General features: G+C 67.5%; 27 protein-coding genes and 1 tRNA gene. 19 read left to right on the forward strand and 9 right to left on the reverse strand.

The features are described 5' to 3' along the window. The first annotated feature begins 28 nt into the window (after positions 1–28). The 3 genes from gyrA (at position 29) to D458_RS0117630 (ending at position 3,634) form a co-directional block, all read left to right on the forward strand. The gene (gyrA, locus tag D458_RS0117620) at positions 29–2,641 is read left to right on the forward strand and encodes a DNA gyrase subunit A (RefSeq protein ID WP_017588073.1); all 2,613 of its coding nucleotides are present in this window, start codon (positions 29–31) and stop codon (positions 2,639–2,641) included. 101 nt (positions 2,642–2,742) lie between these two features. Beyond that, the gene (locus D458_RS0117625) at positions 2,743–3,363 is read left to right on the forward strand and encodes a DUF3566 domain-containing protein (RefSeq protein WP_026119416.1); all 621 of its coding nucleotides are present in this window, start codon (positions 2,743–2,745) and stop codon (positions 3,361–3,363) included. 197 nt (positions 3,364–3,560) lie between these two features. Then, positions 3,561–3,634, forward strand: a tRNA-Ile gene (locus D458_RS0117630). A 167-nt stretch (positions 3,635–3,801) separates the two neighbouring features. On the opposite strand, the gene D458_RS35580 is transcribed toward D458_RS0117630, so the two are convergent. Next, positions 3,802–3,987, reverse strand: coding sequence for a helix-turn-helix domain-containing protein (locus D458_RS35580; protein ID WP_083936348.1), 186 nt, complete (start codon positions 3,985–3,987; stop codon positions 3,802–3,804). 100 nt (positions 3,988–4,087) lie between these two features. After that, positions 4,088–5,038, reverse strand: a complete 951-nt coding sequence (locus D458_RS0117635) for a hypothetical protein (protein ID WP_017588075.1) — start codon at positions 5,036–5,038, stop codon at positions 4,088–4,090. Positions 5,039–5,488: 450 nt separating this feature from the next. On the opposite strand from D458_RS0117635, the gene D458_RS34895 reads away from it, so the two are divergent. Beyond that, a complete protein-coding gene (locus D458_RS34895) occupies positions 5,489–5,908 on the forward strand; it encodes a hypothetical protein (protein WP_152521161.1) in 420 nt (139 codons plus the stop codon). 388 nt (positions 5,909–6,296) lie between these two features. On the opposite strand, the gene D458_RS37615 is transcribed toward D458_RS34895, so the two are convergent. The 4 genes from D458_RS37615 to D458_RS33675 all read right to left on the reverse strand — a co-directional run bounded on the left by D458_RS37615 (position 6,297) and on the right by D458_RS33675 (position 8,371). Further along, positions 6,297–6,458, reverse strand: coding sequence for a helix-turn-helix domain-containing protein (locus D458_RS37615; RefSeq protein WP_275042290.1), 162 nt, complete (start codon positions 6,456–6,458; stop codon positions 6,297–6,299). Positions 6,459–6,866: 408 nt separating this feature from the next. Further along, positions 6,867–6,995 (reverse strand): hypothetical protein, encoded by a 129-nt coding sequence (locus D458_RS37965; RefSeq protein ID WP_275042288.1) that lies wholly within the window; start codon positions 6,993–6,995, stop codon positions 6,867–6,869. Positions 6,996–7,326: 331 nt separating this feature from the next. Then, positions 7,327–7,500 carry a DUF397 domain-containing protein gene (locus D458_RS35105; protein WP_017588079.1) on the reverse strand — a complete coding sequence of 58 codons (174 nt, stop codon included), beginning with the start codon at positions 7,498–7,500 and terminating at the stop codon, positions 7,327–7,329. After that, complete coding sequence (locus tag D458_RS33675) at positions 7,490–8,371, reverse strand: helix-turn-helix domain-containing protein (protein WP_239647984.1); 882 nt, start codon at positions 8,369–8,371, stop codon at positions 7,490–7,492. The genes D458_RS35105 and D458_RS33675 overlap by 11 nt, the downstream gene beginning before the upstream one ends. Positions 8,372–8,483: 112 nt before the next feature. On the opposite strand from D458_RS33675, the gene D458_RS0117665 reads away from it, so the two are divergent. The 3 genes from D458_RS0117665 (at position 8,484) to D458_RS0117675 (ending at position 11,170) form a co-directional block, all read left to right on the forward strand. Next, positions 8,484–8,828, forward strand: coding sequence for a hypothetical protein (locus D458_RS0117665; protein ID WP_017588081.1), 345 nt, complete (start codon positions 8,484–8,486; stop codon positions 8,826–8,828). 365 nt (positions 8,829–9,193) lie between these two features. After that, positions 9,194–9,319, forward strand: coding sequence for a hypothetical protein (locus D458_RS37970; RefSeq protein ID WP_017588082.1), 126 nt, complete (start codon positions 9,194–9,196; stop codon positions 9,317–9,319). A gap of 168 nt (positions 9,320–9,487) precedes the next feature. Beyond that, a complete protein-coding gene (locus D458_RS0117675; protein WP_239647985.1) occupies positions 9,488–11,170 on the forward strand; it encodes a hypothetical protein in 1,683 nt (560 codons plus the stop codon). Here the strand turns inward: D458_RS0117675 and D458_RS0117680 are convergent. Continuing rightward, positions 11,153–11,593 carry an NUDIX domain-containing protein gene (locus D458_RS0117680; RefSeq protein ID WP_275042289.1) on the reverse strand — a complete coding sequence of 147 codons (441 nt, stop codon included), beginning with the start codon at positions 11,591–11,593 and terminating at the stop codon, positions 11,153–11,155. The genes D458_RS0117675 and D458_RS0117680 overlap by 18 nt on opposite strands. Before the next feature lie 167 nt (positions 11,594–11,760). Between D458_RS0117680 and D458_RS0117685 the strand changes: the two genes are divergently transcribed. The 11 genes from D458_RS0117685 to D458_RS37225 all read left to right on the forward strand — a co-directional run bounded on the left by D458_RS0117685 (position 11,761) and on the right by D458_RS37225 (position 19,137). Next, positions 11,761–12,420 carry a hypothetical protein gene (locus D458_RS0117685; protein ID WP_017588085.1) on the forward strand — a complete coding sequence of 220 codons (660 nt, stop codon included), beginning with the start codon at positions 11,761–11,763 and terminating at the stop codon, positions 12,418–12,420. 878 nt (positions 12,421–13,298) lie between these two features. Continuing rightward, positions 13,299–13,604: a gas vesicle protein GvpO gene (locus tag D458_RS0117690; protein WP_026119420.1), complete on the forward strand. Its 306-nt coding sequence runs from the start codon at positions 13,299–13,301 to the stop codon at positions 13,602–13,604. 66 nt (positions 13,605–13,670) lie between these two features. Further along, a complete protein-coding gene (locus D458_RS0117695; protein WP_017588087.1) occupies positions 13,671–14,084 on the forward strand; it encodes a gas vesicle structural protein GvpA in 414 nt (137 codons plus the stop codon). Then, entirely contained in the window at positions 14,081–14,812 is a 732-nt protein-coding gene (locus D458_RS0117700; RefSeq protein ID WP_017588088.1) for a GvpL/GvpF family gas vesicle protein, read from the forward strand. The genes D458_RS0117695 and D458_RS0117700 overlap by 4 nt, the downstream gene beginning before the upstream one ends. A gap of 35 nt (positions 14,813–14,847) precedes the next feature. Further along, on the forward strand, positions 14,848–15,093 hold the full coding sequence (locus D458_RS0117705; RefSeq protein WP_017588089.1) for a gas vesicle protein GvpG: 246 nt from the start codon (positions 14,848–14,850) through the stop codon (positions 15,091–15,093). Between the two features lie 21 nt (positions 15,094–15,114). Next, complete coding sequence (locus D458_RS0117710; protein WP_017588090.1) at positions 15,115–15,741, forward strand: hypothetical protein; 627 nt, start codon at positions 15,115–15,117, stop codon at positions 15,739–15,741. Then, positions 15,728–16,978, forward strand: a complete 1,251-nt coding sequence (locus tag D458_RS0117715; protein ID WP_017588091.1) for an SRPBCC family protein — start codon at positions 15,728–15,730, stop codon at positions 16,976–16,978. The genes D458_RS0117710 and D458_RS0117715 overlap by 14 nt, the downstream gene beginning before the upstream one ends. Positions 16,979–17,069: 91 nt before the next feature. Continuing rightward, a complete protein-coding gene (locus D458_RS0117720) occupies positions 17,070–17,531 on the forward strand; it encodes a gas vesicle protein (protein WP_017588092.1) in 462 nt (153 codons plus the stop codon). Next, complete coding sequence (locus tag D458_RS0117725) at positions 17,518–18,312, forward strand: GvpL/GvpF family gas vesicle protein (RefSeq protein WP_017588093.1); 795 nt, start codon at positions 17,518–17,520, stop codon at positions 18,310–18,312. The genes D458_RS0117720 and D458_RS0117725 overlap by 14 nt, the downstream gene beginning before the upstream one ends. Continuing rightward, entirely contained in the window at positions 18,309–18,620 is a 312-nt protein-coding gene (locus D458_RS0117730) for a gas vesicle protein (protein WP_017588094.1), read from the forward strand. Before D458_RS0117725 ends, D458_RS0117730 begins: the two co-directional genes overlap by 4 nt. 28 nt (positions 18,621–18,648) lie before the next feature. Beyond that, positions 18,649–19,137 (forward strand): gas vesicle protein K, encoded by a 489-nt coding sequence (locus D458_RS37225; protein ID WP_017588095.1) that lies wholly within the window; start codon positions 18,649–18,651, stop codon positions 19,135–19,137. A 38-nt stretch (positions 19,138–19,175) separates the two neighbouring features. On the opposite strand, the gene D458_RS0117740 is transcribed toward D458_RS37225, so the two are convergent. Continuing rightward, entirely contained in the window at positions 19,176–21,350 is a 2,175-nt protein-coding gene (locus tag D458_RS0117740) for an ATP-binding protein (RefSeq protein WP_017588096.1), read from the reverse strand. Further along, entirely contained in the window at positions 21,340–22,038 is a 699-nt protein-coding gene (locus D458_RS0117745; RefSeq protein ID WP_017588097.1) for a response regulator transcription factor, read from the reverse strand. Before D458_RS0117745 ends, D458_RS0117740 begins: the two co-directional genes overlap by 11 nt. Before the next feature lie 204 nt (positions 22,039–22,242). On the opposite strand from D458_RS0117745, the gene D458_RS0117750 reads away from it, so the two are divergent. Beyond that, complete coding sequence (locus D458_RS0117750) at positions 22,243–23,007, forward strand: L,D-transpeptidase family protein (protein ID WP_017588098.1); 765 nt, start codon at positions 22,243–22,245, stop codon at positions 23,005–23,007. Positions 23,008–23,045 lie beyond the last annotated feature (38 nt).

A 23,045-nucleotide genomic window follows, 5' to 3' on the forward strand; every position in this document is an offset into this window, starting at 1 on the left:
GCAAGCTTCGTAGAAGGGATCGACATCCGTGACGGATGCGAACAACCCCGACGCCCCTGAGGGCGGGGACTCCAGTATCGAGTCCCTGCCCCGTGTGACCGACCGGATCGAGCCCGTCGACATCCAGGTCGAGATGCAGCGCAGCTATCTCGACTACGCGATGTCGGTCATCGTCGGTCGTGCGCTCCCCGACGTCCGCGACGGTCTCAAGCCGGTCCACCAGCGCGTGCTCTACGCGATGTACGACGGCGGATACCGCCCCGACCGCGGGTACTTCAAGTGCGCCCGCGTCGTCGGTGACGTGATGGGTAACTACCACCCGCACGGTGACAGCGCCATCTACGACACCCTGGTCCGCCTGGCCCAGTGGTGGTCGATGCGGATGCCGCTGGTCGACCCGAACGGCAACTTCGGCTCGCCGGGCAACGACCCCGCGGCCGCCATGCGCTACACGGAGTGCAAGCTCGCTCCGCTGGCCATGGAGATGCTCCGGGACATCGACAAGGAGACCGTCGACTTCCGGCCCAACTACGACGGCCGCTCCTCCGAGCCCGTCGTGCTGCCCGCCCGGTTCCCGAACCTGCTCGTCAACGGCTCCTCGGGTATCGCGGTCGGTATGGCGACCAACATCCCGCCGCACAACCTGCGCGAGGTCGCCGACGGCGTCAACTGGTACCTCGACAACCCCGAGACCGAGGACGAGGAGCTGCTCGACCAGCTCATCGCCCGGGTCAAGGGCCCCGACTTCCCGACCCGCGGCCTCATCGTGGGCAAGCGCGGGATCGAGGAGGCCTACCGGACCGGGCGCGGCTCCATCACCATGCGCGCCGTGGTCGAGGTCGAGGAGGACAGCCGCGGTCGCCAGACCCTGGTCATCACCGAGCTGCCCTACCAGGTCAACCCGGACAACCTCGCGCTGAAGATCGCCGACCTGGTCAAGGACGGCAAGATCACCGGCATCGCCGACGTGCGCGACGAGAGCAGCGGCCGCACCGGCCAGCGCCTGGTCATCGTGCTCAAGCGCGACGCCGTCGCCAAGGTCGTGCTGAACAACCTTTACAAGCACACCCAGCTGCAGGAGACCTTCGGCGCGAACATGCTGGCCCTGGTCGACGGGGTGCCGCGCACCCTGCGCCTGGACCAGATGATCCGCCACTGGGTCAAGCACCAGGTCGAGGTCATCGTCCGCCGGACGAAGTACCTCCTGCGCAAGGCCGAGGAGCGCGCGCACATCCTGCGTGCGCTGCTCAAGGCGATGGACCGCATCGACGAGGTCATCAGCCTCATCCGGAGCAGCGCCTCGGCCGACGACGCGCGCACCGGCCTGATGGGCCTGCTGGAGATCGACGACATCCAGGCCCGCGCGATCCTCGACATGCAGCTGCGCAAGCTCGCCGCCCTGGAGCGCAACGCCCTGACGGCCGAGTACGACGAGCTGATGGCGCTCATCTCCGACTACAACGACATCCTCGCCTCGGACGTCCGGCAGCGGAGCATCATCCGCGAGGAGCTGGGCGAGATCGTCGACAAGTACGGCGACGAGCGGCGCACCCACATCATCCCGTTCGAGGGTGACATGCGCATGGAGGACTTCATCGCCGAGGAGGACGTGGTCGTCACGATCTCCCGCGGTGGGTACGCCAAGCGCACCCGCATCGACAACTACCGTGCGCAGAAGCGCGGCGGCAAGGGCGTGCGGGGTGCCCAGCTCAAGCAGGACGACATCGTCCAGCACTTCTTCGTCACCACCACCCACCACTGGATCCTGTGCTTCACGAACCAGGGCCGGGTGTACCGGACGAAGGCCTACGAGCTGCCGGAGGCCGCTCGCGACGCGCGCGGCCAGCACGTCGCCAACCTGCTGCCCTTCCAGCCGGGCGAGGAGATCGCGCAGATCATGGCTCTGCGCGACTACGAGGCCGCTCCCTACCTGGTGCTGGCCACCCGTGAGGGCCTGGTCAAGAAGTCGCGGCTGGAGGACTTCGACTCCGCGCGCGCGGCGGGCATCATCGCGATCAACCTCCGCGAGGAGGACGAGCTGATCTCCGCGCGGCTGGTCTTCCCCGACGACGACCTGCTGCTGATCTCCAGCGACGCCCAGGCGATCCGCTTCCCGGCCTCCGACGAGTCGCTGCGCCCCATGGGCCGCGCGACCAGCGGTGTGATCGGTATGCGGTTCCTGGAGGGCGACTACCTGCTCTCCATGGACGTCATCCGCCCCGACGACGGTTCCACCGACGTCCTGGTCGCCACCGAGAACGGGTACGCCAAGCGGACCCCCTCGGAGCAGTACCCGGTGCAGAACCGCGGCGGCAAGGGTGTGCTGACGGCGAAGGTCGTGGAGGCGCGCGGCAAGCTGGTCGGCGCGCTGATGGTGGACCCGGAGGTGGACGAGATCTTCGCGATCACCTCCGCCGGCGGGGTCATCCGCACCGGTGCCGCCGAGGTGAAGCAGTCCGGCCGCACCACCATGGGCGTCCGGCTGATGAACCTGGACAAGGGCAACAAGATCGTGGCCGTGGCCGCCAACGCCGAAGCCGCCGAGGAGGCCGAGGCCGAGGAGGTCGCCGACGCCGTCGAGGCGGCCGGGGCCGACACGGGCGACGAGCAGGTCGCGGGTGAAGGCAACCCCGAGGCCTAGACTGCGCGTTAAGTGCAGTACGTCCCGCGGGGTTCGTTTCGGCGGCCCCGCGGGACATACGGATCGACCCGTCTCAACGAAAGTCCAGCGGTAGCGCTTCTATGTCTGAGAACCAGCGGAACACCACCAGCAACGAGTCCGAAGCGGCTGCGACCGCCGGTGACGCGGACGTGGAGACGGCGGAGCCGACCCTTGAGGGTTCCTCCGAGGGCTCCTCGGCGGCAACGGGTACGGAATCGGGGGCAACGACAGTGACGACCGAAGCGGAACCCGAGCCCGAGGAGCCGCAGGAGCCCGCGGAGCCCGCATCCGCGGGGCCGAGCGCGGTCAAGGCGTCCTTGGCGAGCCGTAAGGCCCACCTGACCGTCTCCCGTGTCGAGCCGTGGTCGGTGATGAAGTTCAGCTTCGTGGTCGCCCTCGTCTGCTTCATCGTCCTGTTCGTCGCGGTCGCGGTCATCTACGCGACCCTGTCGATGCTGGGTGTGTTCGACGAACTGACCAGCATGATCAACGCCCTCCTGGAGGGCGACGGCGGCGAGGACGAGCTGGGCCTGAACCCGGCCGCCTGGTTCTCCCCCGGCCGTGTGCTGGGCTACACCGGTGTGATCGGTGCCCTGAACGTCGTGCTGATCACCGCCCTGTCGACGGTGGGAGCGATGCTGTACAACCTGGTCTCCGACCTGGTCGGCGGCGTCGACGTCACCCTCTCCGAGGCCGAGTAGTCCTCTGCTGCCCGTCGGGCCCGGCTCTTCCCAGGAGAGCCGGGCCCGACGGCTTTCCCGGCGGTTCGGAGCACTCCCGAAACCCGCTAAAATGGGAGGTGAAGAGGGACGCGGCAGGCCGTGTCCCACTCTTCGCCGCCTCACGGAAGCCGGTTCGCCCCGGTCTCCCGGATGCGGTAGAGTTCCTGTCGGAACGAGGGCGTATAGCTCAGTCGGTTAGAGCGCATCCCTGATAAGGATGAGGCCCCAGGTTCAAGTCCTGGTACGCCCACCCAGTTTCATCTGGTCAGAGCCTTGCATCTCCACTCGGAGAGCAGGGCTCTTCCTGTTGTGGCCCTCATCTGACCGCGGGACCCCACGCCCGTCCCCTGTCCGAGTCCGGGCTCCCCTGCACTCAGCGGTGCCGACAGGACGCCGAGTCGACAACAGGTCGAATCGCTATGTCGACTCGACTCTAGCCGACACTCCCCAGGCAGGAAGAGGCACGCCCAGGAGCTCCAGAAGCTCTGCGGTGGCCACCCGGTAGGTTCCGCCATAGCGGAGCAGCCGGCAGGGGAACTGGCCGCTTCTGGCGAGCTTGTACGCCGTCGTCCTCCCCATGTGCAGGGCACGTGCGGCCATCATCAGGTCGATAGCGGCTGGTAGACCCTACAGCTGTTGCCTGATGGGGCTGACGACTCTCCGCGATGCGTGGACCTGAGCACTTCATTGGCTAGAAAGCGACTTATGGAACCCGCCAGGTGATCTGGAACCTTTGCTCTGGCGGGAACGAGGGGCGTCCCACTGTCCTACCCTCCTTGATGAGGTAATGGGATACCAGGAAGTGTGCTTCCTCGGAGACCTCGTGCCACGTTTCAGGTGTAACGCTCAAGGCTTCGCGGAGCAGGCTTTTATCGCTCTCAGCTCGGAGTACCTCGGCCTTCTCCTCCGGGTCGATGGTGTCGTCGGAGTGAAACGTATGGAAGGAGCGGGCTAGCAGGTTGGGTTCTGACCGCAATCGGTGAAGGATTTGGCTGTTGCAGTAGTTCATGATCTCGAGGGCCTCCTGCACCTCGTGCTGAGGGTCTTGGTAGCCGTATGGCGTTCCTTCAGCCGCACCTACGTAGTCACCCTTCAGCGAGCGAAGGAGTGCTCGCAGGAAGAAGTCAAGTCCCATATCGTCGATGGTGCGCTTGGCGACCTCGACCCATGTGTCCTCAGAGATCATGGGGTCGTGCGGGACCGCGAGTGAGGGGTCGATCTCAATGGCGTTGAAAGGGTTAACCATGATTCCGGAAACCATCTCCGGGGTCCATTTCCCGTCTTCTCCACCCCACCCTTCGGTTCGTATGAACTCCTCGGCGGAGAGATAGGCGCCGGACTCCCCCTCCTTGATCACCCGCCACAGGCGCAGGATACGGAAAGCCTCTTGTGCCCGGTTCCTGGGCGGATGGCAGTTGTCCGCCAGCACAGAGACAACGGATTCGAGCGTCTCCCACCCGGGCATCCGAAGCAGCTTGATTGTGGTCCGGGCGGCTTCGTGGCTCACCTCCAGTAGGCCCTGATCGCCCGCCGTCAGTTTCTCGATGCGTCGATAGCTGATCCTCCCCGTGGCCCGGTGGAGCTCATCCAGCGCGTCCGCTAGCTCTTGCTTCGCTTCGGGGAGTTCGGAGGATGCAGTCATCTCCGTCGCCAACCTTCTAAGGCTCAGTGTCAATTTCTGTCAACAGCCTAGAGCTAGGAGGGTGCTGTCTGGGCGGATTCTGCGCAAGTCCGCGGCTGGGCGACCAACCGTGACAAGCGGTTCGGTCAGATGGTGAACATGGTGGGGCCCATCCCCCGGACCTTTGGAGGAGACTTGCACATCCCCGCCTACGCACTGGATGAGATCCAGAGCTCGGTTCCCTCCGAGCCGAACCTTCAGCAGACCGAAGGCACACACTGCTGCTTCTGCAACTCTCCGTTTCCCCAGCCCCGACTGCGCGTTCCACTCCGATCGGCCGAAGGGCTGTCTCTCAACGGTTGTCGCCCCTGTCTCACCGCTCTGGTTGCTCGGGTTCGTAGGCAACGGGACTCGAAGCTGGCCGAACAGATTCCCCGGCCGCACCTGGATGATCTGATCCAGGGACGAGAGGAGCAGGATTACTTGAACTCCCTCATGAACGCGACACGGGCAGCAAAGGCTGTTACCCGCCTTCTCGCCGATAAAGATCTCTCGCCGCAAGAAGTCGCTTGGGTAGCTGTCGCTCTTGAGTCAGCCTTTGATTGGGCTACGACCGGAAAGGAGAGGTTGCCGTACCTGGCGGACTCCCCCGACAGCCCGTTCGCCAAGCCCGAGGTCCGTCTCTACCTCGAGATGTCCTTGGCCAGGGAGTTCATCGCACACCGTCTCGTCTACCACGTGCTCAACGAATCTTCCTCTCCGGAGCCCGAGATGTGCGAGGAAATCGAATGTCCTGCCGACTGCTCTGGTCGCCACGAGTTCGACCACATCGACTGCGGGCCAGACGAAATCTTCGACGCATTGGCACGCCATGGCGTCGAACTTCCAGAAGAAGGGAGCTGAGCATGTGGAACTGGGGTGACATGATGCTCATGTTGATCTCTGCCTTCGGATGTTTGGCTCTGTTCATCTCCCAGGCCAACGAGATTCTGGACAGGCTTCCTCGACTGTTCGCCGCTTGGCATAAGGTTGTGGGCTCGGGAGGAAACCAACAGGGCCACATCCCTGAGGGGCTCGACGGCAACTCCAGCAAGCGGTCGGATGATCACTGATAGAGACCAGCTTCTAGGCTGAGGCCTCGGTATCCTCTGCTTCGGAGCCTTGTCTCTCCATATGGAGAGCAGGGCTCTTTCTGCTTTATTCGTGGGTTTCGGCCGGAAGCTACTCCGTCGCCGTCTACGTGCGGGGACGACAGCAGACCGGGTCGCTATGTCGACTCGGCTGCTGCTGCTCAACCCGAGGCAGGCAGCGGCACGCCCAGAAGCTCCAGGAGCTCCGCGGTGACTACTCGGTAGGTTCCGCCATAGTGGAGTAGCCGGCAGGGGAATCGGCCGCTTCTGGCGAGCTTGTACGCCGTCGTCCTCCCCATGCGCAGCACCTGGGCGGCCGTCATTAGGTCGACGGCGGCTGGTAGGTCGTACAACTCATGGATCGTGAAGGTCTTGCGTTCCCAGGCCACTGGCTCTCCCCTGCGTTGGTTTCGTCGTCAAGAGGGACAAGCCTCGGTAGAAGAAGCTTGTGACACGAACCTCGGAGATTTCGGAGCAGGCGTGTTCAGAACTTCCGTTTCACTCCAGATCCATGGCAAGTGGTTTCAGATAGTTGAGTCCTTGCAGGTCAAGGATGCAGATTCATCTGCGACTACTGCTGTACTCGGAAAAACGGCGTAGACTGACCCCACGTCATCAAGGTGACCTTGACGACGTGACTGAACGCGAAGGGGCCCGCATCGGTCTAGGACGCGGGCCCCGGTTACATCGCGGGATCCTTCTGTGGCCTCGGTTGTTGCTCTACCAGAGCATCAACTGGGGCCACTTCCCATGAAGCGGTCGAGCAGATACCGCACCACCGCCTGCACGATCCCCGTGACCACGGCGGCAGCCCACTTCCACCAACGCGGCTTGTTGGGTTCTTGCGGTTGCTTCGACATCCAGCCTCCTCACCTGAGGCGACCTGGCCACCAGTCGATGGCCTGACATAGGCCAACCTCGGATGCGTTGACCGGCCTGTCCTCAGAGATGAGACGCCACTAAATCTACAGACCCTTCTCCGCTTATGGGAGAGGTCAAGAGCAACGTAGGCGCCGATGAGCGGCCCTGGACTTTCGTGGTCGTCCCAGGTGCCCACAACGGTTCCTCTTCGTGTCGCAGCTCCTCCGGAACCTTCAGGAGGATGACCTTCGGGCTCTGCCTATCGGTGAAGTGGCGGTGCAACAGCAAAGGTCCCGAGGAGGGAGATGCTCGGGACCTTTGCGCGTGGGGCTACTGGGTCAGCCCGAGGAACGCCACCCACTCGGACGGGGGAACCCTGAGGTGGCCGAGATCGCGGTTCTGCGTGTCACGCACGTCCGCACCGTGCGCGCTCTCGCGCACCTCCACGCAGTTCGCCCCGCCGTCGGAATACGTGCTCTTGTGCCACGTCGGCTTACTGTCCATCGTTCAACTTCCTCAGTTCCGCCCTCAGACTCTGGAGGGTCTCGTCTGGGCTACGCGCCGCGCTCTGCAACGCCGCGAACTGCATGCGCCAGCTTGTCGTCTCAGCGGAGTTGGTGACCAACTGGCCCTCGCGGGCGCTTTCGGCGAACAGCACGTCAGTTTGGGCGCCCGCCGTCGTGATCAGCTTAAACGGACCGGATGTACCGGGATGCTTCGGTGTGTTCATGGGGATCAGCTGTACGGTGATGCGCCCGCGCTCGACGAGCTCCACCACATGTTCCAGTTGTTCCCGTGTTACTTCCCTGCCCCCGTACCGCCGGTACAGGAGTGCTTCGTCGATGACGAGCCACAGCTTCGGGTGGGTGCTCTCGGCCAAGCTCGCTGAACGCTTGGCCCTCCCCGCCGCGCGTGACTGGACTTCCTCGTCGGTGAGCCACTGGGCCCCGTGCTTGATCAGTGCTTGTGCATAGGGCTCTCTTTGCAGGTGAGCAGGCCAGACCAAGACGAGGTACTCGTACACCGCGCTCGCCTGGTCCACGAGTTCGGCGACCTCCGTCTTCCAAGCTTCCCTGCCATCGCCGGTCAGCTCCTCCCACACGCGGGCGAGACGCTCAGACCCCAGCGCCTCCCCCAAATCTGAGCGCAGTCTGGGAGACGGGGCTGTGAGCCCCCTTTCAACTGCGGAAATGGTGCTTTTGCTGGTGTTCGCCGCGTGTGCCAACGCGGTCTGTGTCAGGCCGGATTCTTCACGAGCGGCTCGTAGCTCGCGCCCGTATCGGGCCAGGGCTTCTTTTTCAGGGGGCATGACAGGAATGACATCACGGATTCCAGCTTGGGTGTGGCGATTCCTGGAAAATCTGTCGCTGAACATAGCGTTCCTGGGTCGTCGCAATGCGCTTCACAGGGCTTGTGACAGTCCATGACACTGAGATTCCAGACCAACTCATGTAGCCGCACTCTGATGCGGCGGAGAGGCGGCGCAGGTGCTGCTGAACGATGACCTCTCGGACGTTCCGGACCCGGACAAGGACAAGGAGGGGTTCGCGGACTACCTCTTCGACTCCGTGAGCGGCACATTGCGGGACCGGCCCGAAGCGGGGGCCTGGACCGACCCGTCCTCCCGTGCCACCAAGGCTGAACTCCGGGACGCGATCGCCCGGGCTCGGGAGGACTTCCAGAACCTGAGGCGGAGTCTCGTGGAGTCGGACTCGGCGTTCGATCAGCTCCACGAATGGATCATGACCGGGCAGCCGCTTCCGGACCCCTGGCGCAAGAACTTCGCCCCGCTCCCGATGCCCCCGGAAACCAGGGTCGACTACCGGCCCTGAACACACTGCGGCCCCGCGACGCTGGCACGTCCGGGGCCCGGACAACGCTACGAAGGAGCGTCGTCATGCGACACGTTATCGAATTCCTGGCTCTGCTTGCCCGTCTTGTCCGCCCTGCCCGGGGGCTTCACGCCGCACCGCGCGCACTCCGGGACGGACCCCCTCCCCGACGTGCGGCTCGCGTCCGCAGGTACGCGTCCGACCTGCCGACCATCGCGAAAACCACCAGGGACTCGAACAGGGGCAACTCCCCCGGACCGTTGATTCCGGCCCCGCGGCCTCCCCTGGACGCGGCCCCCGCCGCGCTGGTCCCCCTGTCTCGCAACCGGCCATCCGGATGGGCACCCATCGTCCAGCCGGCGGCCGTGAACCCTCCCGCGGACATCGTCCGGAACTACTACCGCGCCCACGAGGTGCGTATGCGCAGGAGGGGCGGGTCCTCACCCCGCGCCCGTCTCGAACCGGTCTCCGTCAACCAGATGGCTTCGTAGACATATCGGCACGCCTGCCGCGTGCGGTGAGGAGCGGGGTCATGGACGGGGCGACCCGGTGCACTAGCCCTGAAGGACACGACTACATCCCGGACCAACCCCGGTCCGGTACGGCCGTACAGCCACGGCCACCTGCAAGTACTGCAAGCACACGATCACCGCGACTCGGTGACCGCATCTCCCCTGGAGGACACTGCTGTGCTCCCCGAACGCCCGCCGATACTCCTGCTCGGCACATCGGAACGTGTGGGATCGAACTGGACCCTGGACGTTCTGCGGCACGCGACGATCCAGCACAACGAGCCCTTCCGGCAACAACTCGGAGCGGAACACCCGTACGCGCCCCTGACTTCGTCGTCGACCCCCGGTGAGGCTGCGCCGCTCGCGCCGATCGCGGCTCACTGGGTGGACGCCTTCGTCCTCGGTAAGTACCTGGGTGGCACCCACGTGATCAAGGAGACCAACCTCTACTTCGCCGCCGAAAGGTTCCTGGACCTCTTCCCCGAGTCACCTGTGCTCGTGCTCTCCCGATCACCGTTGGGAGTGGCGAGTTCCTTCGCTCAGGGGGATCTCTGGAGACGATGGGAGTACGACTCCGTCTACCGCAGGGTTGTCGCCATGACCCACGAAACTGGTCTCGACCGGTGGGCCAACCTGGTCCCCGATGACAGCCCTGTCGCATCCGTCGCGCTGACTCGTCTGGTCACCCTGAATACTGCTCTGCTCGCCGAGGCCCTGTCAGGTCGCGACCACGCACACATCTCCTACGAGTCCGCCGTTCTCGACCGGGAAACCGCTATGCGTCCGATCACGCGGTTGGTGCCTGAAGCAGTGCGAACGATGACGGCCCGCTCGGGGACGGGACAACCCGAGGTGGACAGCACCTTCGCCACCAACCGTGCCAAACATGAGCTCGCGGTGTGCCTGAGCCCGGGACAGGACGAGCTGGTCAACGCCGAGACCGAACGCGGCACCGCTCTGCTGCGTGAAGTACTCGCGCCGCAAACGGTCGAGCTCGCCGTCCGTTGGCTGGCGGGGGCGGACCGCTACCGGCGGGTGGACTCCTCAACAGGCGGATCCAGGAGCCCACGAACGGCAGTCCCTCCCCTGACACCACCGCCAACCCCCGCGTACGTCGAGGCTCCGCCGAAGGGGGTTCGCTGGCGCAACACTCTGGTGTCGAACTCCGAGGTGTGTGCGCTGCTCAACGGGCTTGCCGGTGCCGGGATGGACAACACCATCCACGGGGTGAACCTCCTGGCGATCGACATGCCGTACGAGCGTGGTGGCCGACTACACCTCGCCGAAGGAGGTTGGCGTGTCAGTCCCGGATTCGAGCACTATCCCGCCTACTGGGTCACCTGGATCGGTGCGGCCGCCTACGCGCTCTCCGCGGGCGCACGGCTGCCGAGCCGGGCTGAGATGGACGCTCTTTCGGAAGGAGCCAAGGCCAGCAACGTCGACTACGCCGTGGGGGACGCGGCCCCCGTCGCCGAACCCGGATCGGGTCCGACCACGGTGCACCATCGGGTCGGCAACCTTCAGGTCTGGTGTGCGGACGGCCCAGGGGGAGATCCGTTGTGGGCACCGGTGACCCGCTACCTACACGGAGCGGCGTGGAACACCCCGGGCACCCGAGAGGAGGTGCGCCGCCTACGGTCCCGGCACCTACTGGGTGCCTCACGCGGGGTGGGCGTCCGTTTGGTTCGTGATCGGGCGTCCGGGGCCGACCGTCCCCTGGAGGACATCGCGGATCGACTACGCACATGGGTGACCGGGCTCGGAGGCCACGACCGTTTGGCTGACCCTGACCGGAAGTTGATCAGCGTCCTGTCACAGACCGATCGCTGACTTGGGTCCCATGTAGGAACCGGCCCCGGGAAACCCGTCCTCGACCAAACGCGCGAAGCGGTCGCTGAATCCGAGGTGGGGAAGGTCCCCGGTCTTCACGAATTCCACTCCTCGGATCGGGCGCGAGTCGAGTCCTTCCGAGATATCCCCCAGAGAACCACCCGTACGGCGAACCTCAAAGGTGATGTGCACGACGTGCAAATCCTTTTCCGGGACGATGTGGTCGCACAGATACAACAGGCGCCCAACCTCGACCTCGACCCCTGTCTCCTCGCGCATCTCGCGAACCAGGGCGTCACCGAGCGATTCACCCTCCTCCACCCGTCCACCTGGCAAGCTCCGCCTGCGCGGGCCGTCGGTGTCCTGGTCCAAGAGCAGTACTTTCCCGTCCTCGACAAGGAGGCCTGTCACTCGTGTGTCCATACCGGCACCCTAGCGAACGCAATGAGGCCATGGGGTCGACCGAAAACCAAGAGCGAACAGATGTCGTGATCGCTGCCGGGGGGTTGGGAACACGACGTTCCGAATGGTCCCGTTATCTCCCCAAGGAATTCTTTCCCGTGCGAGGAATTCCGGGAATCGTTCACCTCATGGATGAGATCGCCCGAATGGGCAGGGTGAGGGCCACGATGGTTCACCATCCCTACTACGAGGACTTCATCCTCTCCTGGGCCAGCCGGGCTCTGACCGATGAGCGCGGCTACGACCGGGCGGCCGCACGAACCTGCGCCCGTGTCCCTCGTTGGCCGGACATCGATCTGCGCTTCACCCCACAGCAGGGCCCTTACAGCGACATCACCTCGGTCCTCAACGCCGACACGGCTCTCGGTCGCCCACACGAGCTCTACGTCGCCTACGCCGACAACCTCTATCCCGAAGACCACCCCTTCTCACGCCTACGCAGCATGGGCGGAGGTACGTCGGTGATCGCGCGTCCGTACAACCGGGCAGAGGCGCCGAACCGAGGGGTGATCGTCTGCGACCGCGGGTTCATGGTGGATCTGGTGGAGAAGCCGGACGAGTTCACAGCACGTGGCCTCGAACACGAGCACGGTCCGGACGCGCTCGTACTGTTGGAAGGACGGGCTCGTGCAGACCGGTCCTTTCTCGACTTCCTGTGGACGTACCGCCCAGACCGCGCCATGGAAGCGAAACTGTCGCTGGCCCTGTCGGCTTACGCACGTACCCATCCGGTCCGTGTGTGCCGCATCAGTTCGTCCGTGACCGACCTCGGAGCCCCAGCGCGGTGAGGCGTGGCCCGTTCCGTGGCACGGACGTTCCGTGCCGGTACACGCCAGAGCCTTCATTGCATCCGGCACGAAACACTCTTTCTGTTGTGGCCGTCATCCGACCGCGGGGCCCCACGGCGTCCCCTGTCCGGGGCTGCGCTCCCCGGCACTGAGCGGTACCGACAGGACGCCGAGTCGACAACAGGTCGAATCGCTATGTCGACTCGACCCCGTGCCACCCCTCTTCGGTAGGGCCGTGAGCGGTAGCTCCAGGAGCTTCACCGTGCCCGCCCGGTAGGTCCTTCCGGGTCCGCGTACGGTCGTCTGTCGCCGCATGGGGTACCGCCGACCGCGGGGAATCCTCCGTTCTGATCGCTGCGACCGTACTGGCGAATACTTCGTCCGTATCTTCTTTCCTGCCTTCCGATAAAACTACTCGAACGGGTTTCTGTTTCGGTTTCGGAAGTGCGAGGTGGCGCCAGGCCTTTCTTCGGGAAATGGTTCCCTCGCCGATCCCTCGCCATCCCCTAGGAGGGCTCCGTGGAACTCGCCCGTGGGAACGTGACCGCCGGTGAAGGGCTTGCGCCGATTCCCTGTCGAGCCCTTGTCCGGCACGGTGGATCGCCCCGGCGGCGGGCGAACGCGGCACGGTGCCGAGCGGCACGGCTCTTCCTGTCCGACAGGGCGATGGCGCCGTGCCGACGCCTCCTGCTCGGCCAGTGCGCGTGGCGGGGCCGGGGGTTTCGTCGCGGCATGTCACCGGCTGACGGCCGTTCGCCGATTTTATCCATCCTTGACTGGCTTGACCAGGAAGAGGTTTTGTTCTGTTTTCTCGTGGTAGTGGGTTGACCCAAGGAATAACAGAAGAAATCGGACCATGGCCGACGGCCAGGAGACCCATGAGTCAGGAAAACAAGGACGACGCTTCCCCTCGTCGCGCAGAACGGCGGAAGTCGATGATGCAGCGCCTGCGCGAGGCCCAGGAGCAGTTCGAGGAACTGACCGGGCTCGAGGTCGAAGGAGCCTCCGGGATCGAGCGATCCGGGGACGGTTGGCAGCTGACCTTCGAAACCTTGGAGCTGCGCCGGGTTCCGGACACGGTGAGCCTGTTGGCCACGTATTCCGTGGAACTTGACTCCGAAGGAGAGATCCAGGGATACCGGCGCACGAAGCGCTACACCCGTGGCCGTTCCGACGGTCCGTGAGGCCGGTCGGCCTCAGGGCGGGCGGACGATCCGCCCTCCCCCACCGACGAAAGGAGCATGATTCCCATGACGGTGATGCAGCAGTCATCCGGAGGTGGCCGTAGCTCCGGAAACCTCTACGACGTTCTCGACCTCATCCTTGACAAGGGACTGGTGATCGACGTGTTCGCCAGGGTCTCGCTCGTCGGCATCGAACTCCTCACCGTGGACGTGCGCATCGTGGTCGCGAGCGTCGACACCTACCTGCGCTTCGCCGAGGCGTGCAACCGCCTCGACCTGACCAGCAGCGGTGGCGCGGGGCTGCCCGACCTCGTCAACGGCGGTATGGAGAAGGGCGCGCGCAGCAAGTCCAAGGGCGCGATCTCGGGAGCGGCCGAGGCCATCTCCGACTCCTTCTCCAAGGGCCAGTCGGACGAGCAGGAAAAGCAGCCCGCTCGGGCCCGCCGGCGCTCCTCCAGCAAGAAGGAGGACGCGGAGTGAGTACCTACGTCTACGGGATCGTCCGCGACGACGAGGCCCTTGACAGCGTGAAGCTCTCCGGTGTGGGGCAGGACGCGGCGCCCGTGCGCTTCGTCCGCGCCTACGGGGTGGCCGCCGCCGTCAGCGACGCTCCGGAGGCACTGCGCGCGAAGCGGCGTGACCTGGAGGCCCACCAGAACGTGCTCCTGGACCTGGGCCAGGAGCACGGGGTCCTGCCGCTGCGCTTCGGGGCGGTGAGCGAGGACGATGACGCGGTCGCGGCCGAGCTCTCCCGATACGCCGACCACTACTCCGTGCTGCTGGACAAGCTCCAGGACCGGGTGGAGTTCAACGTCAAGGCCCAGCACGTCGAGGAGGCGGCACTGCGCACGGTCCTTCGGAACGACGAAGGACTGCGTGCCAGGAACGAGGAGCTCAAGGCCGCCGGAGGGGGCGATCCGGCCGAGCGAATGGCCTTCGGCGAGCAGGTCGCCCAGGCGGTGGAGGAGCTTCGGCGCCGGGACGCCGAGACCGTCCTGGGCCCTCTGGAGGGGCTGGCGGAGAGTACGGCCCGGGGATCCCTCCCGGACGGCCACCTGACCAACACGTCCTTCCTCGTGCACCGGGACAGGGCCGACGACTTCCTGCGTGAGGCGGGCCGGCTCCAGCAGGAGTTGTCCTCCTACGCGGAGGTCCGTGTCAACGGACCTCTGCCGCCCTACAGCTTCGTGACATCCCCTCGGAACTGACCCCGGTCCGCGGGGTCACCGGACAGGAGAGGGACATGGGACTCCTCAGCGCGATCCTCACCGCTCCGGCCGCTCCGATCAGGTTCGTCAACTGGACGACGAACCAGGTCCTGGACGCGGCGGAACGTGAGATGTACGACCCCTCACGCATTCGGCAGCAGTTGGCGGAGCTTTCCGAACGCCTCGACAGCGGGGAGCTGTCCGAGTGCGAGTTCGACGAGCTCGAGGACGAACTGCTGGACGAGCTGGAGGAAGCCGAGAGGTACCAAGACACTCGTTGAACGACATCGAGGTGAGAACCAGTGGGAGACACGGCGAAGATCGTGGCCGCCGCAATCGGGGGCTACGTTCTCGGACGGAAGAAGAAGTTCAAGCTCGCCTTGGGGCTCGGGATCTACCTGGGGGCCAAGAAGCTCGACATCAAACCCCAGCAGCTCGCCCAAGGGCTCCTCAAGGAGGTTTCCTCCCTGCCGGTGGTGGGTGAGCTCAAGGGCCAGTCGCGGGAGCAGTTGCTCAACGTCGGCAAGGCCGCGGCGGGCAACCTCGTCGGCAAATGGGCGGATGGTCTGGCCGACTCGCTCAACAGCCGCACCGAGCTCCTGCGGCAGGGGGCCGAAGCCGCTCCCGGCGGGGAGACGGAAGACGGACGCGGCGAGGAGGAAGAGGGCGCTTCCGGGCAGGACGATGACGCCGAAGCCCGCCAGGGACCGGAGGCGGACGAGGACGGCGATGACGGGAGGAAGCGCCCCGCCAAAACCAGGAGCAAGGCCGTGAAGACCGCTCGCGGAACCGCCTCGGGCGCCGCCAAGCGGACCAAGAGCGCGGCCGGGGGCGGCGCCAGGCGCGCTTCCGGCACCTCCGGCAAGCCGGCGCGCCGCAAGAGCAGCTCGAACCGGAAGGACGGGGAGGGCGACGATGGTCGCGACTGAGAGCCCCGGGCCGCTGGCGCGACTGCGGTCGGCTGCTGACAAGAACGAGGGCGTGTCCAGATTCGCCGACGCGCTCCAGGACTACCTCAGCGCCAAGGCCACCAGCACGATCAACGGCGCGGCACGCAAGCTCGGCGCCCTCACGGAGCGTCTCACCGCAGACGCCGCCTCCGGCGCTCCTGTGGCCGCGGGGGTCGGCGGCAAGCTCGCCCAGGGCAAGAACCCGGTGAGCGCGGTGGTGACCGGAAGGGCTGAGGGCCTCAAGGAGAAGGTCAAGGACGGGTTCGGCAAGGGGACCTCCGGCGGAGGAGGAGGCCGGTCCGGCAAGTACGTGAACATCGTCGAGGACATCGATGTGGGCGTCCCGGTCCGGGTCGCCTACAACCAGTGGACCCGCTTCCCCGACTTCGGCGACTTCGCCAAGGGGGTGCAGAGCGCGGAGAGGACCGGCGACACCTCGTCCCACTGGAGGGGGAAGGTCTTCTGGTCCAGCCGCAGCTGGAGCGCCGAGGTCACCGAGCAGGTCCAGGACCAGCGGATCGCCTGGTCGACCCAGGCCGCCAAGGGCACGATGAAGGGCGTGGTGACCTTCCACCCCCTCGGGGACAACCTCACCCGTGTCCTGCTGGTGGTGGAGTACTACCCCCAGGGCCTCTTCGAGCGCACAGGCAACATCTGGAGGGCCCAGGGCAGGCGCCTGCGGCTGGACCTCAAGCGCTATCGGCGCCACGTCATGATGATGTCCCAGCAGGAAGCGGGGAAGGTCGAGGGCTGGCGCGGCGAGGTCCGCGAAGGCGAGGTGGTCCTCGCCCACGAGGACGCCCTCGCACTGGAGGACGCGGGTCTCACGGAGCAGCAGTGGGCCGAGCTGGAGGAGCTGGATCCCGACGAGGCGACTGAGCTCGCCGACCTGGACCCCGAGGAGCGGGAGGAACTCGCAGCCCTGGGCGAGGAGCCCGGACCGGAGGGCGCCGCCGGTGAAGCCGGGGACGGGGCGCGGGACGAGTTCGACGACGAGGACGATGACGGTTTCGAGCCCGAGGACGAGGCGGGAACCGAGCCGGAAGAGGCCGAGGACGATCCCGAAGGCGAGCTCGAGGACGAGGCAGCCGAGGAAGACGAGGCCGAGGAGCCCGTGGATGACGAAGCTGAGAGCGAGAGCTCTGATGAGGCGGACGAGCAGGGCCTGGAAGGAGAGGAGGACGAGGAACTCGACGACGAGGGGGAGCGCCCCTGAGCCGGGTGCCGCCGCGGCCGGAGCGCAGACGGAGGCGCACGCGTGACCTGGCTCCGACACAGCTCCGTCGTACTGGGAAGGACTGCTGCGCATGAGTGAACCCACTCCCTGGCGAGGCGAGCCCAGACAGATCCGGTCCTCCGGCGGGTCGTCGTCCGCCAACCTCGCCGACGTGCTCGAACGCGTTCTGGACAAGGGCGTCGTGATCGCGGGCGACATCAAGATCAACCTGTTGGACATCGAACTCCTGACGGTCAAACTGCGCTTGCTCGTCGCCTCGGTGGACAAGGCCAAGGAGATGGGCATCGACTGGTGGGAGAACGACCCCGCCCTGTCCTCCAAGGCAGCGCGACGCGAGGACAGCGAGTTGGCCGAGGAGAACCGGCGCCTGCGCGAGCGCATCGAGGCACTGGAGGAGGCCGGCAGGCCCGAGGTGGCCGCGGCCGAGGACCAGGACCCCGCGGAGGAGGGTTTCACCGCCGATGCGGAGGCCGTCGGCTCCCGGGGGTCCGCTTCCGGGGAGAAGGAGGAGGGCGAGCATGAGCCGTCCTGAGGAGGCGAGTTACGTCTACGCGGTGTGCCGTCCCTTCGACACCGCGACGGTCAACGGCCTGACCGGGGTCGGCGGTCACCCCGTGCACTTCGTGGTGGACGCCGACCTGGCCGCCGCGGTCAGCACCGTCCCGCTGGACGAGTTCGACGAGCAGGCGCTCCACGCCAAGCTGGAGGACCTGCGCTGGCTGGAGGAGGTGGCCCGGGCCCATCACGGTGTCGTGGACGAGGTGGCCGCGCGGGTGGTGACCGTGCCGCTGCGCCTGGCCACCGTCTACCGGGGGGACGAACGGGTGCGCCAGGTCCTACGGGAGCACGGGGAGGCCTTCGACGCGTCCCTGAGGGAACTCCTGGGCCGGGTCGAACTCGGGGTGAAGGTCTACGCCGACGCGGGCGCCCGTGCCGCCGACCCGCCCGTCCCGGCCGCGTCCGTCGGCGAGAGCCCGGGCAAGGCCTACCTGCGTAAACGCAGGGACCAGCGGAACAGGCGCGACGACACCTGGCAGAAGGCCGTCCGGTTGTGCGACCGGGTCGACGAGGTGTTGGCCGGGTTGGCCAGCGCGTGTGCGCGGCACCAGCCGCAGAGCGCGGCTCTTTCCGCCGCGGCCGGGGAGAACGTCATGAACAACGCCTACCTGGTGGACCAGGAACGGGTGGCGGACTTCTTCGCGGCGGCGGACGAACTGAGCTCCCAGGCCCCGGAAGGCACCCGGGTCGAGGTGTCCGGGCCGTGGGCTCCCTACTCCTTCGCCAACGCGAGCGCCACGGGGGTGGGACCGTGAGCCCGGACGGACCCCGTAACGGGGCGGACGGCCTGCCGGCGGTCGACGGCTTCCCCGGCCCGCCCCACTCCCTGACCACGATGCTGGACGAGGACCACCCCCTGGCCAACCGGGAGATCTCCCTGGTCGACCTCCTCGACCGGGTCCTGGCCAAGGGGGTGGTGGTCACGGGTGACCTGACCGTCTCCATCGCCGACGTGGACCTGGTCCGGATCTCCCTACGTGCCCTGGTGTCCTCGATCAACGAGAAAGTGCCCTCCCCCTGGGAGCACGGACACCCCCTGGACGGATGGATCCGGCAGGACTGAGGTCCGCGGGAAGGAGGGAGGCAACGGTATGGAACAAGCGAACGCAGGCCCGTCCCCGCGCGCAGCGGAGGAGGGCGCCGCCGACGAGCGGGGGTTCGTGCGCGTCGCCGACGCCGATACGGCTTCCGGTGGGGAGGGCGGCGACCTTCTGGGGCGGCTTCAGGACGCTCTGGACCGGACGGCCCGTCCGGCCCGTTCGGAGGAGGCGGCTCCGCGGTCCGAACAGCAGCGGCTGCGCCACCGGATCGAGACCGAGCCCGACACGGTCGAGCGCGACCTGATCAAACTGGTGCTCACTGTGGTGGAGCTGGTGCGCCAGCTCATGGAGCGCCAGGCCCTGCGGCGTGTGGATCAGGGGGACCTCACGGAGGACCAGGAGGAGCGCATCGGTATGACGCTGATGCTGCTGGAGGAGCGCATGACCGAGCTGCGGGAGCGCTACGGGCTCTCCGCCGCCGACCTCAACCTGGATCTGGGGCCCTTGGGGTCCCTGTTGCCGAAGAGCCCGGATGGGTGACTCGCCCGCCCGGCGGTGTTCGCGCGTCGGCCGGGTCGTCAGGGCCGCTCCGCTGTACTGGGCGGGTCGGCCAGGGGCAGCCGGAGGGTGAAGGCGGTGCCCTCCCCGACCGCGCTGCTCACCGACACCGATCCCCCGTGCAGCTCCACCAGGCCGCGCACGATGGCCAGGCCCAGGCCGCTGCCGCCGGTGCGCCGGTTGCGGGACCGGTCCGCCCGCCAGAACCGGTCGAAGACGTGCGGCAGGTCCTCCTCGGCGATGCCGACCCCGGTGTCGGACACCCGGATCACCGCCTGCGGACCCGCCCGGTGCGCCTGGACGGTGACGGTTCCGCCCGCCGGAGTGTGCCGCACCGCGTTCCCGACCAGGTTCCCCAACACCTGGAGCATCCGGGTCCGGTCGGCGACGAGGGTCACGTCGCGCGCCTCGGCGACCAGCCGCACCCCGGCCTCCTCCGCGCGCAGCTCGTGGCCCGCGACCACCTGCGCGACCAGCGGGGCGGCCTCCACCGGCTCCGGGGACAGGCGCAGCCGTCCGGCGTCGGCCAGGGCGAGGTCCTGGAGGTCGTCGATGACCGCCTGGAGCAGCAGGGTCTCCCCCAACAGCATCCCCACGCGGTCCGGATCGGGGTCGACCACCCCGTCCTGTACGGCCTCCAGCCAGCCGCGCAGGTTGCTCAGCGGGGTCCGCAGCTCGTGTGACACGTCGCTGACCATCGCCTTGCGCTGCTCCTCCGCCCGCTCCAGGTGTTCGGACATCTCGTTGAACGCCTCCGCGAGGCGGCCGAGCTCCCCGGAGTCGCGGACCTCCACCCGGGCGGCGGGCCCGCCGCCCTCGCGCATCCGGTGCACGGCGTCCGTGAGGGCGTGTACGGGGCGCAGCAGCCGGGCCGCCAGGGTCGTGCTCACCACCACGGTCAGGACCAGGACCAGGAGCACCACACCGCCCACGCGCAGCACACCCTCGCGGGACAGCGACAGCTCGGTCTCGGAGTCCTCGGCGGGGTCGTCGATGAACAACAGCGCGGCGGGCGCCACGTAGGGGTCGAGCTGGGCGCGGCGGGCGGCGTCCAGACAGGCGGCTGCCTCCGGCGGCACCTCGACCCTGGACCAGGTCAGGCTCTCGTCGCCGGAGGGTTCGGGTGAGGGGAGGGGTCCCCCGGGGGATGGTTCCTCGTGCGGGACCTCCTCGACCGGTCCCGTCTCCGAGGGGGCGAAGGGCTCCACGGCTTCGGGAGGGGCCTCCGGGGTGGGGTTCCCACCGTCCTCCCAAGGGCCGTCCGCTTCCTCCTCGGGGGGTCCGGCGCCGTTCCCCGGTTCGGGAGGGGACGGAGAGTCCTCCGGGGCGGTCGGCGGCCGGGCCTCGTCCGGCTCCTCCGGAACCTCCCACGGGGGAGCGCCGGTGATCACGAGGCCCCCGGTGCGGCCGTCGATCGCGTACACCAGGTCCGTTCCGGAGGGGACGCAGCCGGCGGCGCGCTCGTTCAGGTCGGCCAGCGCCTCCGCCTCACCGCCGAGCGGCCGGTCCAGGGCGTCGAGGCCGCAGTCGGCCCACATGTACACGTCCACGGGGTCCGACTCGACGGCAGGGCGCCCGCTCGGCCCGGTCACCACCTCCGCGGGGGATCCGTAGAGCTCGTTCAGACAGGACACACCCTGTTGGGCCCGGGTGCGCAGTGACTCGCGCTCGTCCTCGGTCAGGGCGAAGGGCCCCACCGCCCGCGCGTCGATGCGGTCACCGTTCTCGGAGGCCAGGGTGACGTCCACGGCCAGCGGGTCCACCACCGACGACGTCCTGGACGGCAGCGGCGGGGCCTCTCCCCCGGTCCCCGCGGCCGGGGCGGCGGAGTCGGTGATCACGGCCCGCCCCTCGGTGGTGAGCACGATCCGCCGGCCGGTCTCGTCGGCCAACTCCTGGACGGTCCCCGCCGACCCCTCCCAGTCGCGGTGGGTCGCCGCGTACCCGAGGAGGGTGTCGTGGATGTGGGTGTCCACGGTCAGGGTCTCCCCCTGCTGGGTGGTGATGGACTCCGACGTCCGCTGCACCGCCAGCCAGGCCGTCGCGGTGATCGAGCAGACCGCCACCAGGGCCGACCCCGCCAGCAGCCGGAACAGCAGGCCGTGCCGCAGGGAGGCCCACCGCCCGAACCGGCGCCGCGGGGGCCTTCCGTCCGAGGACCCTCGCCGTCGGGGCGCCGTCCGTTCAGCGGGCACGTTCGGGCACCACCAGCTTGTAGCCGACCCCGTAGACGGTGACCAGCCGGACCGGCCGCCGGGGGTCGGGTTCGATCTTGCGGCGCAGGTTCTTCACATGGACGTCGATGGTGCGCTTGGTGATGTACCCGCTGACCCCGTGGATGAGTTCGAGCAGCTGGGCCCGGCTCAGCACCCGGCCGGGCCGGACAGCCAGCGCCTCGAGGAGTTGGAACTCCACGGGGGTGCACTCCACCGGTTCCCCGTCCACCCGTACCGTGTGCCGGTCCGGGTCCACGGTGATCGGGCCCGCCTCCAGCACCCGGTCCCCGTCCCGGAGGGGGGTGCGCGAACGCCGCAGGAGTGTGCGCACCCGCGCCATCAGCTCGCGCGGGCTGTAGGGCTTGGTGACGTAGTCGTCGGCGCCCAGGTCCAGCCCGGTCAGCAGGTCCTCCTCGGTGGACCGGGCGGTGAGCAGCAGCACCGCCACGTCGGACTCGGCACGCAGCGCCCGGCACGCCTCCAGCCCGCTCAGCACCGGCATCATCACGTCCATCACGATCAGGTCGGGGCGGTCGCGGTGGTGCTCCTCCAACACGGCCCGGCCGTTGTGGACCACTCGGACGGCGTGGCCCTCGTGCTCGAGGTAGCGCCGGATCAGCTCGGCCTGGTTCACGTCGTCCTCGGCCACCAGGACATGCGCGCACACGTGGGGCCTCCGTTCGCCGGCGGGGGCGGGAGGTGCCCCCGGCACCGCCGATCGTATGTCCGCCGACCGGTGGCCCGGCGGGGCCCGGAACGGCGCCGCAGGTCATCACACGGGACGCACACGGCGGCCACACGGGTTCTTCACATTCCTGGGCCACTCTTCATGGCGTCCGGTGCGGAGAGCCCCGCCGGACTCCTCGACCGGATGGACCCCATGCGCCGATCCCTGATGTCCCGCGCAACCGTCGGGACCCTGCCCGTGCTGACCGCCGTCGCGGTTCTGGCCGCCGCCCCCGCCTGCTCTTCCGCGGACCCCTCGGAGGGCGCCTCCGAGGACTCCGCGCAGGCGGGGGAGGAAGCGGCCGGGCCCCCGGCCGCCTCCATCGCGACGGTCCTCTCGGACGAGATCGAGGTGCGCTCCGAGCCGGGCGACGGTGAGGTGGTGCACACCCTCGCCAGCCCGAACGACTTCGGTGCGGACCGGACCTTCCTCGTCCAGCAGGCCCAGGACGAGTGGCTGGAGGTGCTCCTGCCGGTGCGGCCCAACGGCTCCACCGGCTGGATCGAGGCCGACGACGTCGAGCTCACCGTCACGGAGTTCCGTGTGGAGATCGACATGTCGGAGTTCTCCTTCGCCGTCACCGAAGGCGGGGAGGAGCTCCTGAGCGGTCCGATCGGCATCGGTACGAGCGAGAACCCGACGCCGCCCGGTGAGTACTACTTCACCGAGCTGCTCAGGCCCTCGGACCCCGACGGCGACTACGGGGCCTACGCCTTCGGCCTCAGCGGCCACTCCGAAACCCTGGAGACCTTCGCGGGCGGACCCGGCCAGCTGGCGGTGCACGGCACCAACGACGAGTCGGGCCTGGGCGGCGAGGTCAGCCACGGCTGCATCCGGGTGTCCGACGACGACATCTCCTGGATGGCAGAACGCCTGCCGATCGGCACCCCGGTCGAGATCAGCGAATGACCGCTCACCGAGCGGACACCCGAACACACGACAAGAGG

The sequence above is a fragment of the Nocardiopsis ganjiahuensis DSM 45031 genome (genome assembly GCF_000341085.1).
In the GTDB taxonomy this organism is placed as follows: domain Bacteria; phylum Actinomycetota; class Actinomycetes; order Streptosporangiales; family Streptosporangiaceae; genus Nocardiopsis; species Nocardiopsis ganjiahuensis.

Bases quoted from the DNA above. Each gene is read 5' to 3' on its own strand.
- D458_RS0117680 (WP_275042289.1), bottom strand. From the start codon at position 11,593: ATGGACACACGAGTGACAGGCCTCCTTGTCGAGGACGGGAAAGTACTG.
- D458_RS0117690 (WP_026119420.1), top strand. From the start codon at position 13,299: ATGAGTCAGGAAAACAAGGACGACGCTTCCCCTCGTCGCGCAGAACGG.
- D458_RS37615 (WP_275042290.1), bottom strand. From the start codon at position 6,458: ATGACGGCCGCCCAGGTGCTGCGCATGGGGAGGACGACGGCGTACAAG.
- D458_RS35105 (WP_017588079.1), bottom strand. From the start codon at position 7,500: ATGGACAGTAAGCCGACGTGGCACAAGAGCACGTATTCCGACGGCGGG.
- D458_RS0117695 (WP_017588087.1), top strand. From the start codon at position 13,671: ATGACGGTGATGCAGCAGTCATCCGGAGGTGGCCGTAGCTCCGGAAAC.
- D458_RS0117625 (WP_026119416.1), top strand. From the start codon at position 2,743: ATGTCTGAGAACCAGCGGAACACCACCAGCAACGAGTCCGAAGCGGCT.
- D458_RS37965 (WP_275042288.1), bottom strand. From the start codon at position 6,995: ATGTCGAAGCAACCGCAAGAACCCAACAAGCCGCGTTGGTGGAAGTGG.
- D458_RS0117720 (WP_017588092.1), top strand. From the start codon at position 17,070: ATGAGTGAACCCACTCCCTGGCGAGGCGAGCCCAGACAGATCCGGTCC.
- D458_RS37225 (WP_017588095.1), top strand. From the start codon at position 18,649: ATGGAACAAGCGAACGCAGGCCCGTCCCCGCGCGCAGCGGAGGAGGGC.
- D458_RS33675 (WP_239647984.1), bottom strand. From the start codon at position 8,371: ATGTTCAGCGACAGATTTTCCAGGAATCGCCACACCCAAGCTGGAATC.
- D458_RS0117715 (WP_017588091.1), top strand. From the start codon at position 15,728: ATGGTCGCGACTGAGAGCCCCGGGCCGCTGGCGCGACTGCGGTCGGCT.
- D458_RS0117705 (WP_017588089.1), top strand. From the start codon at position 14,848: ATGGGACTCCTCAGCGCGATCCTCACCGCTCCGGCCGCTCCGATCAGG.
- D458_RS35580 (WP_083936348.1), bottom strand. From the start codon at position 3,987: ATGATGGCCGCACGTGCCCTGCACATGGGGAGGACGACGGCGTACAAG.
- D458_RS0117725 (WP_017588093.1), top strand. From the start codon at position 17,518: ATGAGCCGTCCTGAGGAGGCGAGTTACGTCTACGCGGTGTGCCGTCCC.
- D458_RS0117750 (WP_017588098.1), top strand. From the start codon at position 22,243: ATGGACCCCATGCGCCGATCCCTGATGTCCCGCGCAACCGTCGGGACC.
- D458_RS0117685 (WP_017588085.1), top strand. From the start codon at position 11,761: ATGGATGAGATCGCCCGAATGGGCAGGGTGAGGGCCACGATGGTTCAC.